The sequence below is a fragment of the Butyrivibrio sp. WCD2001 genome (genome assembly GCF_000424485.1).
Classification (GTDB): Bacteria; Bacillota; Clostridia; order Lachnospirales; family Lachnospiraceae; genus Butyrivibrio.
Genome location: NZ_AUJZ01000009.1, coordinates 59,435 through 75,097 on the forward strand (window position 1 = coordinate 59,435; position 15,663 = coordinate 75,097).

6 protein-coding genes are annotated in these 15,663 nt (G+C 41.4%); all 6 read left to right on the forward strand.

The genetic code is table 11. The annotated features are described in order from the left end of the window. Positions 1-44 precede the first annotated feature (44 nt). The 6 genes from G630_RS0110065 to G630_RS0110090 all read left to right on the forward strand — a co-directional run bounded on the left by G630_RS0110065 (position 45) and on the right by G630_RS0110090 (position 15,662). Complete coding sequence (locus G630_RS0110065) at positions 45-6,209, forward strand: Cna B-type domain-containing protein (protein WP_022760516.1); 6,165 nt, start codon at positions 45-47, stop codon at positions 6,207-6,209. Positions 6,210-6,374: 165 nt separating this feature from the next. Further along, positions 6,375-7,442, forward strand: a complete 1,068-nt coding sequence (locus G630_RS23540) for a hypothetical protein (protein WP_022760517.1) — start codon at positions 6,375-6,377, stop codon at positions 7,440-7,442. 147 nt (positions 7,443-7,589) lie between these two features. Further along, on the forward strand, positions 7,590-8,273 hold the full coding sequence (gene lepB / locus G630_RS21415) for a signal peptidase I (protein WP_022760518.1): 684 nt from the start codon (positions 7,590-7,592) through the stop codon (positions 8,271-8,273). A 34-nt stretch (positions 8,274-8,307) separates the two neighbouring features. Beyond that, on the forward strand, positions 8,308-12,984 hold the full coding sequence (locus tag G630_RS0110080) for a Spy0128 family protein (protein ID WP_022760519.1): 4,677 nt from the start codon (positions 8,308-8,310) through the stop codon (positions 12,982-12,984). A gap of 114 nt (positions 12,985-13,098) precedes the next feature. Then, positions 13,099-14,538 (forward strand): SpaA isopeptide-forming pilin-related protein, encoded by a 1,440-nt coding sequence (locus G630_RS0110085; RefSeq protein WP_022760520.1) that lies wholly within the window; start codon positions 13,099-13,101, stop codon positions 14,536-14,538. 245 nt (positions 14,539-14,783) lie between these two features. Continuing rightward, positions 14,784-15,662, forward strand: a complete 879-nt coding sequence (locus G630_RS0110090) for a class C sortase (protein ID WP_022760521.1) — start codon at positions 14,784-14,786, stop codon at positions 15,660-15,662. Position 15,663 lies beyond the last annotated feature (1 nt).

Consider the following 15,663-nt stretch of genomic DNA (forward strand, 5'->3'; position numbering starts at 1 on the left):
GTTTGAGAAGCTTCAAACAGGGCGTTCTTTTTTGAGGGATATTTATGGCAAAGCGGTATTTCCGAAAAAATACAGTAGAAAACTATGCTAAAAGGCACGACTTTTTAAGAAGGTGGCTTTCAGTAATGCTGGTTGTCGGTCTTCTGATTACTACCGTTACTTTATATGCCATGAATAAGGCGGCTTCAGCTGTTACCGAAGAGGGAGCTGAGGAAGTTGGTATGGTCCTTAATCCCGAAGCTCTGGGTAGTCCTGAGGGCGGTGAAGAGGAATCCGCAGAGGAGAGCTCTGAGGAAGAATCCGGTGAGGAGTCCGGTGAAGAGATTGCAGAAGAATCCTTCGAGGAGTCATCTGAGGAATCTTTTGAGGAGGAATATACCGAAGAAGGCAGCGGCGAGGAGTCCGCAGAAAATCAGGAAGAATATGTTGCTGATGCCGGAGAAGCTGAGGAATATTCCGAACAGAGCTCTGAGGAAATTGTGGAAAATGAGGAGACTTCAGGAGAAGAGGGAAATGATGAAAGTATAGAGGAAGGCTCTGAAGAGACTATAGAAGACGAAAATGCTGAAGAGACAACCGAAGAAACAACACAGGAGCTTGCAGAGGAAGCACCTGATAGTATAGAACTTTCAGCAGATGTCAGACTCACAGTTTCTTATATTGACGAAGCAGGCGAACTTATTAAGGATGAGGAAGGAAATGCTGTAGCTGATGAAAGAGAGATGAACCTCTCAGAGGGACTTGATCTTACAGCAGGAAGCAGCGATGTGCGTGAAATAGAGGGTTACACCTATGTAGGTGCAGCCCTTGATGACGTGCCTGTAACCGGAATTACTGTTAAAAGACTTGAATCCGAAGGCGAAGAAAGCGGATTTAAGTATTACGAAGCTACCGATGAAAGCGGAAATACCTATGATGTCACTTCCGATGCTAAGCTTGTAATCACCTATCTTAAATCCGAAGAGGAGGTGGCAGAGATCGAAGGCAAGAGATCAAAGGTAATAATCGATGATGTTGCTGTTACCGCAGTTTATGTAAATTCTGCAGGCGAGCATATCAAGGAAGACCAGAAACTTGAGCTTACAGAAAATCTTGATCTCTCCAAGGCGGAAGAGACTGAAAAGATAGATGGATATTTCTTTAAGGAGGTTACTTATCAGGATAAGAAAGTAGCTTCGGTAAACATTGTTGAAAAAGACATCACTGATGAAATGATCGACAAGGCCATCGAAGAAGGCAAGTCTGTCGAGCTGACGGAGAAGAAAACGAGCGATTCTTCTGAAAACAGTTCTGCAACGGCAGCGGAAGATGCAGCTAATGAAACAGCTGCTGATAGTGAAACTTCCGAAGCTTCAGGTACATCTTCCACAGGAAAGAATATTGTGATAATCGTGGAAGCTGAGGATGGAACCAGAACGATAGAGGAAGGCAGTGCAACCACATATAAGACCTATGAGGTTGTTACTGTTGAAGGTGAGACTATCGAGGTTACAGAGGACTCCGAGATTTCCTTCACTTATCTTAATGCTAATACTCAGGATACCTTCACTGTAACCAATGACAAGGTAACTGTTACAGTTAAACTCTCCAATCCCGGATCACTTCCGGAGGGAGTGGAACTTGTAGTGTCCGAAATTAATGAGAATTCCGGCGGATACAACTATGATGCATATCTGCAGGCTATGAACGAGAATGCAGAAAGCATTGCCTCTGCCAGCGGACAGGAAGAGGCTCAGATTTATGACAAATCCAATACTCTTATATATGACATCTGCTTCAAGCTGGATGGCGTTGAGTATCAGCCTGCAGAGGGAACAGCTTCTGTTTCCATGCAGCTTATAGAGAATCAGCTTTCAGAGGATCTCGGCGCAGAAAATGAGGAGGACGTAACTGTAATCCACATGCCCGTATCCGAGGAAGTAATGCAGAATGTTGATTCAACTGAGGAAGCTACAAACATTTCCTCAGGAGATATCTCCATCGAAGTTATGCCTGAAAGCAATGCAAATCTTGAAGGAGACAAGGACAGTGTTGAGTTTGAAACAGATTCCTTCTCAGCCTGGGCTATAACTATCAACGGAACCTATACCTGGACCGGAAATAATAGCATGTCATCTTCCCAGATTGCAGAGGGACTTGGCGATAACATTTATTTCAGCGTTGTTGCAAATGATCTTGCGCTAGCTACTCACTCTGAAGGAAACGTTGCCGTTGTAAATCTTCAAGGTGGCGCCGCAGGCAATGCACTTGGTAATTCTACGAATGTTTATACTCACATCAGCGGATTTGACCTCACGGTTACAAGAAAAGCATCAAGAGCCGGAAGATATAATTTTGCGATTTACTCAAATTCCAAGGCTGAGGGTAATCCGGTTCATACTTTCAGCATAGATGTTACCAGTAACGGTGGAAGCGGAACCTATACCGTTCCTGTAGATGCTAAGCAGTATACTAATCTTTTCGTGTTTGAGCTTGATTCTCAGGGTAAGCCTATAACTGATTCAGCAAAGTATGTTTCTACGGATAACGGCAAAGGAGATAATTCCCTTATCGGAAAATTCAGCGATAACTATGTAGAGAACATGAATGGTAATTCTCCTCAGTATGTCATTCAGAAAGTGGATGGACAGACAATCAATCTCTATGTAAAGAATGAGAACAAGGTTTACAGGAAAACGGGAGACGACGTTAAGGATGAGGCTTTAACAAGTCCTTATCCTGTAAATGTTGGAAGCCTTCTTTCGCAGGCATATTCATTATCAAAATCTCTGGCATATATAAAGACCAATGATTCGGTTGAAGTTGTGAATATTAAGGCGACAACAGGAAACTTCAGGGAAGATGTGGGTAATGCCCTCGGAAAAGATCAGAACTGGATTACAGCCGAAAACGGAGGCTTTAGTTTTGGCGGCAAGCTCTTGGTAATAAATCTTGATCTTACAAGGTTTGTAGATAAGGGTTATGCAATAACCCAGTTTATTGCGAACGGCTCGAAGAGCGGTCAGGACTGGGAAGAAGTCGCAAATCAGATAATTATAAATCCTGTTCAGAAGGTTAACGGCGAATATGTGCCCTATACAGGAGCACTTACTCTTCAGACAACCTCCGGCACGATTGTTGCGCCTTCGGCATACGTCAAGCACGAATCCGGTAACCACGTCGGAACAATCATCGGAAGTACTGTAAATCATGCAAGCGGTGAGATTCATAAGATTACTGTTCAGAGATACCTTACGCTCAAAGGCAACGTTACAATCAGCGACGGCGAAGGCGAAGTAGGCGGATCACTCGAATTTAATGTTATTAAAAAAATCAACGGCTCAAAAGAAAATGTGACGGAAACATTCTCCTTCAAGCTGGAGAGACTTGTTGACAATAAAACCAGATGGGATACGGTTGAATCTGATATTAAAAACGCAGGCAGCAACATAAGCTTTAAGGTTGAGGATATATCTCTAAATGATCATCTTAAGGATATGACTGTCGGACAGACCTATGTATTCAGATTTACAGAAAATAAACTTCCTGACAATTCGCCCTACACTAAGGACGGATCCTTCATCCTAGTGAAGGTTAAGGATTATCGTACGGCGAAGCAGGAAATAAACTATTACCGCGTTCCGATGTATGAGGAGGACACGGAAGGTAAGATTATACTGGATGAAAAAGGCGAAAAGAAGGTATATTACGGATACAGTGATGTTCTTCAGAATCCTTCTCAGGCACCTAATTACTGCAATACTGCACACCGTGTTTATGATGATGATATCGCTTTCAATAACACCAAGGGCGGAAGTCTTACGATTAAGAAAGTTTGGAACTACGATTCCTTTAAATATCCGTTCATTTATGTGTATGTATGCGGACGTGCAGGTGGTAAGGATATTACTTCAGAAAGCAGATTAGTAACGCTCAGCTGGGAGAATAACTGGACTGAAACAATTACAGACCTGACAACAGCTACTGCAAAGGGTAGTCCTATTATCTACAGGGTTGCAGAAGTAAATGCGATAGATGCTTACGGCAACGTGCTGGATTACAATACAATTCTTGCAAGACTTAATGCCGGTGACCACAGATTGCTTCTCTATGACGATGGTGACACTGATGCTAATAATGTCACTAAGTATTCGGACGGGCAAAGTGCAGTACTTCCGGGCGGAGATGTGAGAATAAGCAAAGCTTCAAATGGATATGTGGTAAGCTACAGCACTACGGTTCCGAATATGAAGTCTACCTATGGCGGAAGCTCATGGCAGAGAGTTGGGCTTGTTGACGGTAACGGCGGCGAAGTAACAATAACCAATACTCAGGTAATAGACTTTGAGGTTACAAAGAACTGGATACTTGATGGGAAAAATCTTCCGGATAAGAGTCTGGTAAAGATAGAGCTCTGGATGAATTCAGCAAATATCCAGGATCAGGCAACAGGTATTGAGCCGGTTGTGGTAACTGATAATATTACGCCTACAGTTGAAGGTGCTGACACGGCATGGACATACACCTGGAAGACACTTCCTGCCTTTGATTCCCAGGGAGAGCCGATAGTTTACTATGCAAAAGAGACTTTGATTCCTGAGGGATTTTCATCAGATGCTGAGACAGAGGGTAAGAAGGTAACTACTATCACGGAAAACTATAAGGATTCGAGCACAGGATGCGAGAGACTAAGGAAAGTAAGCATTACCAATACCGGAATGTCTCTTAAGCTGCATATGAACAAGCTTCTTGATGCAAAGGATCCCGGAACCGAGAAGTACTACTTCTGGGTAAGGATGTATGATGAAGAGACAGGCGATTGTAAGGGAAGATATCTTCCGGATCACAACTGGGTCGCAAATAACGGAAAAGCAATTGATTATGAAATCGATCCAGCTGCATGGGAAATGAAGGTTGGCGGAACTTACTACTTCCTCTTCAGAGAGGGTAAGTGCGACGAAAACAATAAAACTACCTGCACGATGGATCCGGGTGCAATAATTGCAAAGGTGAATTATACAGCGATAGGCACAGCTGAAATTCACTATTACAAAGTTTATGAGTCCTCGGATACTGATGCATTATTTGCCAATAATTCTCTGGCGCCATCATATTGCACAAATGAAGTGACAGATGATGATGTGGCATTTAAAAATAAGACCGGTGCAAGTGCGGATATTTATGTTGTGAAGGAATGGGATTCACTTGTGGGACCTCCGCTTACGGATTCCTGGACACCTGATAACATTTTCGATGTAATAGTTAAGCTCTATTCGAAAGAGGATGGAAAAGAGACACTGGTCGGAACCAAGACCATTAGCGTATCCGATAATTCAACCGCTGATTCAAAGAAGGAAAGACTTGGCGGAAGAGGCGGATATCCGAGCGTATGGACAGGAAGATCCAACCCGATAGTTTTCGAGGATATGCCGGCTTATGACTCAAAGGGCAACAAGATAGAGTACTTTGTAAGAGAGTACTGTATGTATGAAGGCCAGGAAACAGAGCTTACTTTGAACGGAGCGACAGTAAACGGATATAAGCTTACCGACAAATATACTGAGAAAGCAAAAGATGGCTCAACACAGTTTGTTCTCCACAATACTCCTTACCTCATAATTCAGAAGGAGTGGACAATAAACGGTCAGCCTGTTTCTGCTGAAAGTGCAAAGAGCTTTGGTGCTGTTTTCGTAAACCTTTATCAGTCCTATCGAAACTCCGGCGATGACGGAGCATATCAGGGTGATGCATCAAGCGGTATAAATGGTATAAAACTAATACAGTCAGCGATTGTTTTATCTGCAGATAATGACTGGACTTATGAGGTTGCGGTTGAAAGAAAGCATGATGCGGAGCAGCAGTATGTATACTATATCCGTGAGTGTGATAAAGACGGAAATCCTTATCCCGACAGTAATCTGCGTACTTACTATGATTACAATTACAATAATGTGACAAAACTCTCCGATTACAGGTATGCGCGTGGATTTACGGATAGGAATAACGGAGGAAGTCAGGGTACGACGACCTGGAACCTTGCCTATGTTTCGGGAAACAATTTCCCGTTCATTAAGCTTAAAGTAGTAAATGAGCGCGGAGGTTATACACTTCCTAATTCCGGTGGAAGTGGCACGATGAGATATTATCTTGGCGGACTGGCTCTTATTATGCTTGCCTTTGCAGGCCTGGCCATCATGCTGCTGAAGAAGTACGGACATAGAAAATTGTAGTACAATTATACTTTTGGTTAAAAAGTTTATAAATTATAGTCAAAAATGACTATTACGAAAATAATAGCACTGGGCTATAATGTGTATGCGTTTTTTGTAATGTATTCTTTAAGTCATAATCTAATAATTGTTGCGATCAAAGATTGGTGTTCATAGAGGTGAGCCATGGCACAGAAAGAATTACGAAAACTTAACAGAAAAGAACTTCTTCAGATGCTTGTTGAATTTTCCGAAGAAAGTGAGGCAATAAGAGCCCACGAGAAGGAGATGCAGGAACAGTTCGACAAGGAGAGAGAACAGCTCCTTCAGCAGATGGCTGACGAGAGAGCGGATCTTTTGGCCAAGTTCGATGAAGAGAAGGCTGAGATGAGAAGCAAATTCACGCAGCAAAAGGAAGAACTTCAGGCCCAGTACGCAAAGGAGAAGGCAGCATATATGCAGCAGGCCGCCATTGAAAGAGCTGCGCTTCTTAACAGCTTCAACGAAGAGAAGGCTGAGATGCGTGAAAAATTCAATGAACAGAAGGCAAAGGCAGAGGCACTTTTCCAAAAGGATATCACGGGACTAAGGGCCAGGCATGAAAGAGAGTTCAAGGGCTTTCATGCACGCCTTGAGAGAGAAAGAGATGCCCTTCACGCTGAGGAAGAGAAGAAGTTACAACAGATAGAAGATGCAGGCACACTTGCTGAGGCGGTGCTTTCCATAAACGGCTTCTTTGAGGCTGCCAAGAAGGCCGCAGAGCAGTATGAAGAGACTGTAAAGAAGATAGAGGCTATGAGAATAGCAGAAGCTGAGCGCGGATTTAAACCTGAGGAAAAGGGCGAATCCGAGGAGATGCTCAGGATTAAGAGACTTTCAGGAACTCTTAAGAAGGCAGAGGCAGCTGAAAAGGCCGCTGACCCTGAAGAGTTAGTTGAAGCTGATGTTGATGAGAATAAGACTTCGGAAGCTGCCGATGAAAAAACTGAAAAGAAAACCGTAAAGAAAACGACAGCGAAAAAAACTACGACTAAAAAATCGACAACTAAAAAAGCAACAACTAAAAAAACAACAGCCGAAAAAAACTCAATCACAAAAAAGAAAGCCACCTCCAAGAAAACTAAGACAGATGATGAGGCTGAAAGCGGTGAAATAGCTGAGGTTAAGAAAACTCAATCAAAAAAAGCAAAAAAAATTGAGGAAACTGAAAATTCAACCACCACTGAAAACCCCGCCGCTGCGGATGAAGCATGAGTAATCAACGCTGTCAAGTACGAATTATGAATAAATCATTTCATATTTCGTAAACATAAAAATTTGTACCTCACTTATAATGAAAAAGCTACCCGCTGAATCGCATTTATTCAAGTGCGTTTTAGCCTGGACTAAACAAGGAGTAATATGGATACGGAAATCAAAAAAGTCCAAGTCGAAGAAACTCCAAATGATCAATTGAATAAACCGTCGCTGGATGAACTGAAGGCAGAGCTTAAGCGCGAATACAGAAAGCACGACTATAAGAGAGCCCTAAGGAATACTCTTGTGGTTATCGTAGTTGTTGCGGCGCTATCGGTACTTGTATCAAGCTTTTTTATCACAGTTCTTAAGGTTACCGGTGACAGCATGACTCCCACTCTGGAGACAGGACAGATAGTAATAGCGAATAACTATTCTGAGTTCAAAACAGGAGAACTGATCGCTTTTTACTACAATAACAAGGTGCTTGTTAAGCGAGTTGTTGGATCTCCGGGAGACTGGATCAACATTGACGAGACCGGCAAGGTATTTGTCAATGGCGTAGAACTTGATGAACCGTATATTTCGGATCCGAGTCAGTATGCTGCCGGAATGGGAGAAGGCGACAAGGTTGAGTTCCCGTATCAGGTACCGGATAAGAGGTACTTTGTTCTGGGAGATCACAGATCGGTTTCGATTGATTCAAGATCCACCACAGTTGGATGCGTTTCCGCAGAACAGCTGATTGGCGGAGTGTTTTTCAGGATATATCCTTTTAAGGATTTCGGGGGAATTGAAAGTAAGGCCAGCACCGGCAATGAAAGCATGGAAGAGCCGGAATTGCAGTAAAACGGGATGGAGAACAGGTTAAGGGAAGGAAAGAATGAGGAATCTAGATAACAATCGCGTTGAGGGGTTTGTAAAAAAGCACATTTTCTTAAAAAGATGGATATCTGTGATGCTTGTTGTAGCACTACTTGTTACCTGCACAACAATGTATGCCCTTAATAAAGCGGCATCCGCAGTATCTGAGGAGACCGCAGAAGATGTGGGAATGGTGCTTACCGGTGAAGGCAGCGAAGAGGGAACTGAAGAAGCCGGAGTTACAAACGAAGAAGAAAGCACAGAAAACGCGACTCCTGTAGAAAATAGTGAAGAAGGTGAAAGCTCTGAGGAGAATGCATCTGCTTCAAGTGAAGAAGCTGAAAGCGCAAATACAAGTGAAGAGGCTTCCGCTGGAAGTGAGACAGGTGCTTCAGAGACTGAGAATGTAGAAAATACAGAGAATTCTGAAACTTCAAATGAAGGTGAGAGCACAGAAGAGACTGCTGTTACAGAAGAAGTAAATGCTTCTACTGAGGGTGAAAGCACAGAAGAGAACGTAGCAGGCGAGGAAGCTGTAACTGAAGAGCAGACTGAGAATACAGAAGATAATTCATTGCTTGCTAGCAACAATGACATCGAGCTTACAGAGGATGTTGTTCTCACAGTTTCTTATGTGAATGAAGCTGGCGAGAAGATTGCTGACGAAAAAGAGATCAACCTTTCCGAGAGCCTCGACTTTACTACCGAAGCTCCCAAGCAGGAAGGTTATGAGTTTGTAAATGCTGCAATCGACGGAACAGTAATCACCAAGATCGTAGCAAAGAAGGACGCAAACGATCACAAGTATTACGAAGTTACTGCTGAAGATGAAACAGTTGTTTCCATAAAGGAAAACAAGACGGTAGTTCTTACATATGCGCTGGTAGTAGAAAGCGATATAACACTTACTGCTAAGTATGTTGATAAGGATGGAGCAGAACTCAGAGAAGCAACTAAGCTTAATATAGGTGAAGAGCTTGGCATTTCAAAGAAAGAAAATGTTGAAGCTATCGAGAACTACTTCTATATTGGCGCTGCTTATAACAATCAGAAAATCACATCAATAAAGGCTGTACTTGGAGAAAATGCAGCAGTTTCTGATGGTAATGCTGCTGAGGGTGCAAACAAAGCTTCTTCTTACGAGTTAACAACTAAAGACGGACAGATCATTACAGTAAATGAAGATGCTGAGATAATCCTCACATATTACAAGGCAAGTACAGAGACAGAGTTTACATATTCTGATGATAAGGTAACAGTTGTTGCGACTATGAACTCACAGGGTATTTTCCCTGAAGGCATAGAGCTTTGTGTTACCGAGATCAATGCTAAGACAGAAGGATATAACTATGATGCATATCTTAAGGCGATGAATGACAATGCTGATAAGATTGCAGATCGTAATGAGGAAGAAAAAGCTCAGACTTTCGATGAGACTAATACTCTTCTTTATGACATAGCTTTCAAACTTGACGGGGTTGAATATCAGCCTGAGGCAGGTGCGGTTACAGTATCCATGAAGCTGAATGAGAAACCTATTTCAGAAGACAATGGATTTGTAAAGCCCGAGGATGTCTCAATTGTTCATCTGCCTATTTCCGAAGCTGTTATGGAAAATGTAGATGCTACGAGTGAAGCAACTGACTTTACTGCTGAAGATGTTAAAGTAGAAGTCCTTGATGAAAAAGAAAACAACGTAGAGGTTGAGTTCGAAGAAGAATCAGATAATGTTTCATTTGATTCAGGATCATTCTCAACATATGCATTGGTTTATTTGTGGGGCAATATCATTTCCTGGGAAGGAACGAACACAATGTCTGCGGATGAGATTGTAAGGTCTCTTGGTGACAGCACAATGTTTGGTGCTGTAGCAGATACTTACGAGGGATCCGGAGATGCTGACATCGAGGCTAACATAGCTGTTAATCATTTGAAGAAAATTATTGATTTTGGTAATTCTTCAGAGGTTTATACACATGTTTCCTATGATGGATACAATATTACAAAATACTCCACAAAACCCGGTGTTTTCTACTTCGGTTTATATTCTGAGGAATATACCAAGAAGAATACCAATCCAAAGAATATTGGATATTTCGGAATAAATGTTACAGGTCAATCTGAAACGGTTAGTCTATTAGATGCGTTTAGTAAAGAAACACTGAAATCATATGGAAGATTTTATGTGTATGAGATTGATCCGGCTAGTGGAAACATAGTTCCTAACGGAGGTACTTTCAAGAGTAATAATACTGAATTTACCGTAACGTATGACTCAAATGCGTTCGTTACTGAAAGTGACAAGGATATAGTCAGAACATTCAGTACTTCATTTGTTGAGAGCAATGAGACCGGTACAAACTTATATGATGCACTGAAGACAATCGATGGAAATACGGTTGTTGTTAAGAATAGAGATGGCTCTTATACTGAGTACTCTTTCCCTAATAACAGTAAAGGAAAGACTTATGAAGGAAAAGTATATAAAGCATCAGAGCTACTTGATACAGCTAAGAATGTTTCTAAACAGCTTGCTCTTTTAAAGAGTAGCGATGACGTAATAGTTATAAATGCTATTGGAACAAGTGATGGCTTTAGAAAGGATGTTACAAAAGCTTATAAGAATACACTGGATGAAGATACTGTTAATAACTATTTGACAAGATATGGTATCGATCTTGGTAATAAGCTTCTTGTAATAAATCTTGATCTTACACTTTGTGGTGGTAATTATGATATCACGCAGTTCGCTGTAAGAGATGCTGCGGGAAATATAATTCCCACGGGACAGGGTTGGAATGAGATTGCAAATCAGATAATCATCAATCCATTGCAGCGTGACAGCAACAATAATTTACTTCCTTATCAGGGTACGCTTTCTCTGAATACAGTATCAGGAACATTCCTTGCTCCTGAGGCTAAGGTGATTATTGATAATGGAGCAGTTCCCGGAGCTGTTATTGCAAACTATATTTACCAGAAGAAGGAAATACATAAGCTTACAGTAAGAAAGCGTCTCAATGAAGAGGCAAGTATCGGCATTAACAACGTTCATGACAGTGCGACGGGTAACCTTCGTATTCATAAGATGGTTGTTAACGAGTTTGGAGAAAAGCAGGTAAGAGAAGACAGAAATTCTGCAATCTTGCAGAATGTTTACTTCAAACTGCAGAGAGAGGGAGACGACTCATATATCTGGTTTAGGGGCTTTGTAGGAAGTGCCGGAAAAGAAGACTATGCTTATGAATACACCTCTAAGCATAAGCCTAAGAAGGATAAAAAGACTAAACAGGATATCAAATACAGAGTCGTCTATAACGACAGTGCGCAGTGGACTATATTTGACCTTCCTGCAGGAACTTATACAGTTACAGAGGTTGGAGATGGACTTACATTCGAGTATGATCCTTCAAATGATTCAATCACTGTTAAGCAGGACGCAGAGCTGACACGTGTTACGCATTATGCGGTTACAGTTGACTCTGAAGGTGGCAAATACATGGGCGACGGCGGAAATAACTTTAGAGCCGTTTTCTCATCAAATGTTCAGAATAAGAGTTACAATCCGCCTGAAAATGTCCATGTAGGTGGTGCTACAGAAACTGTACAGATATCAAATTACTACAGTCCTCCGTTTGCTCCTATCAGGGCTACTAAGAATCTTTTAGGTGGTAATTGGCTTGATGATATGGAATTCACCTTTGAAATTACACCTATGGGATACAATATAACAAATTCTGAGGGAATGCCGTATTCAAACAGTGATCCTCAACCTATGCCTGAGCATAATACTGTGACAGTGGGTAAGGATAAACAGACAAATGGCGTTGCTATAGCTGATTTCGGAAATATCCTGTACAGATACGAGGGTACATACAAGTACAAGATTACGGAGCAAAAAGGTGATGCTTCCGGGGTGGATTATGATACCAAGGCATATTATGTTGTAGTTGTTGTTGGTAAGAAGGACACCTATTTCACTAAGAGTTATACATACTCGAAGCTTGCTAATCCGGGTATACCTAATTCGACGAATCAGACGGAAGAATTCCATTATCTTGGTGCGGATGTTTATTATTACCTGGATGAAAATTGCACACAGCTTGTAGAAACCTGTGAGGTTTACCTTGGAACAAATCCGAAGACAGGTGCGCTTGACACATCAGCTTATAAGGTGAGGTGCTCAAATGCTACAAGCAAGGTTGTATTTAATAACACAGCGTATGGAACTCTTACAGTCAAGAAAGAGTGGATTAAACCCGAATCTAATGACGGAGAAGTAATACCTAAGGAAATTACAGCTTACATTAAGCAGAGGATTGCCGGAAATAATAATGGTTGGAAGGTTTATAAAACCATTCAGCTCACTGATAAAAACGGATGGACCTGGAATGAGGAGAGACTTCCTATCATCGATGCTCAGGGTAATACCTATGAGTACACTGTTGAGGAAGAAGCATATGATACATATGATATTTCCTACAAATACAATAACAATTCTGTTCAACCGGGATTCGTAATGAGTCTTGGAGATGGAAACAGTTATGGAAATGCAACTATTACGAACAGAATACTTGTTGTAAATGTACTTCCATCATCCGGCGGCATGGGAACGGTTCCGTTCATGATAATCGGAATTGTTATGATAACAGCGGCAGCAGGAGCATTGCTCTTTGGCCGCAGAAAAAAGGATTAAAATGCTAAAAGCATTTTAACAAGGTGCTCATTTGCACCTGATATAAGTAGTAACAAAGCAACTAAAAAACGTCTAAAACAGACAAGATTCAAGACAAAAGGAGAGAGGTTTTACATGAAAGGTTTAAAGAAATTTATCACAGGAATCCTTGCCGGTGCTATGGCATTTTCCATAACATTTACTGCAGGTTCCGCAATGACAGCAAATGCTGCTGACATCACAATCACAAGAGATTCTTCAGCTACTCAGACAGGCGTGGATGAAGCTGCAGTAGAAGCACAGACTTACACTGTATATAAGATTCTCAGTGCTGAGAAAGCAGACAATAATGAGTATACATATTATGTAACAGACACTAATCAGAAAGCTGTTCTTGAGCAGATCGGTTTTACTTTTTCACAGGTATCAGTAAACGGAGAGACAAGATATCTTGCAAACTTTACAGGAACTGATGGAGATGCATTAGCTAAGGCTATTCAGGAGAAGCTTAGTACAAACGCATTTACTGCAGTTGCAACTAATGTACCGGCTACAGCAGGCGCGACAAAAATTCCTGTAGGCGATGACGGATACTATCTTATTATTTCATCTGTTGGTACAAAGCTTATCGCTAACACATTTGTTGATGGTGGTACTGTAAAAGAGAAGAATGTTTATCCTACTCTTGATAAGAAACAGAGAAAAGAGAACGTAGGAGATTATTCAGACGATAAACTTGTAGTTAAGGTTGGAGACATTATTGAATATAGCATTGATGTTACTGTACCTTACAACACAAGTGAAGATATTATAGTTTTGGATAAGATGTCTTCCGGTCTTGAATTAGTTGGAACTCCTGAAGTTTCTGGTATTTCAACTTCTTATGAGGAATATGCTGTTGAAGGATATAGTTTTGGCTTTAAGTTTGCTAAAACAACATCTACAGAACCAGCTTCTCAGGCAGGTAAAATCACTTTCAAGGCTAGAGTAACTAAGGATGCTATCGTTGATACAGGCAGAAAGAACGAAGCAGAGCTTAGATATGGTAATTACATTACAAAGGATGAGGTTCCTTATGGCTTAAAGAAGACCGGTGCTCATAAGTATGATGGTGTTACAAATGCTAATCTTGCAGGCGCTGAGTTTACTCTTGAGATGGTAAATGGAGAAGAAGTAACAGAGATTAAAGTGGTTAAGCATGACAATGGTGTATATTATCCCAGCGATGAAGCTGATGCATCTTCAACAGTTGTTTCTGATGCTAATGGTCTGATCATTATTCGTGGTCTTGAGGATGGCAAGAATTATCAGCTGAGAGAGACAAAGGCTCCTGAAGGATATAACCTTCCTGCAGGTGATGATGCAGTATTCAACCTTGATTTAGAGGACGATACATTAGGAACTGATGGATCTGTCAGCAACCCTGCGAATCTCAGAGAGATTGCAAACTATAGCGGTGCTACACTTCCTTCAACAGGTGGTATCGGTACAACAATTTTCTACATCATCGGTGGACTTCTCATCGTAGCAGCTGTTGTATTCTTCGTAGTACGCAGAAAGGCTGACGCTGAGTAATTCAAGTTCGTTGAAGTAGAGGGATTATTACACGTATTTTATTACTGGAATAATTGAATCTTGTTTCTGTAGACAATATATATAGAAACATACTGTACACCGGCTCGGGCTCATCCGCCCGATCCGGGATACAGATATATTATTTCGGAGGGGCTTTATAGGAATAAGGGGGAGAATTTTGTTGTGGGGAAGGCTTTTATAGCCTGACTGACTATCGATTGTTTGTAAATTTGGACGGAAAAATTATGAAGAGTAAGGGCTTTGCTAAGCAATTACCAAACATCATATTTACAGCAATATTTGTTGTTGGACTTGGTATATTTTTGTATCCGTCCGTAAGTAATTATATTAATACCAAGAACCAGACAAGAGCCATTGATACATATTCTGAGGCTCTGGAAGATTTAACAAGTGCGGACTACGAGAAGTTTTGGAATGAGGCTCAAGAGTATAATGAGAAAATTGCTTCTCGCGGAATGAATTTTAATTTATCAGAAGAAGAACTGGCAGAGTACCATTCAATACTTGATCCCACCGGAACCGGAGTAATGGGACATATTGAAATAGAAAAGCTTGGAGTTGACCTGCCAATCTATCACGATGTTACCGAATCTGTTTTGCAGGTCGGCATCGGACATATACCGGGATCATCGCTTCCGGCCGGAACAACAGGCTCACATGCGATTTTGTCCGGACACAGAGGACTTCCGTCCGCTAAACTTTTTTCTGACTTGGATCAGATGATAGAAGGAGATACCTTCCTTCTGCATATAATGAATCAGACTTTTGCATATCAGGTTGATAATATTTCTATAGTACTTCCTGAGGAGACGCAGAGCCTGACGATTTATCCTGACAAAGACTATGTCACGCTGGTGACGTGTACACCTTACGGTGTAAACACTCACAGAATGCTCGTAAGGGGCAGGCGTGTTGATTATAATGAAGAATCAAGGCTTATAGTACCTGCTGATGCGACAAAGATAAATAATCTTCTTGTTGCACCGTTTATCGCAGGACCGATAATATTAGTTCTGTTTATTTGGTTTGTGATTAGTACATCAGACCATGGGAAAAAGAAAAAATCTGCGACAGTAGAGGATTTACGCAGACATTTGAGGTAAG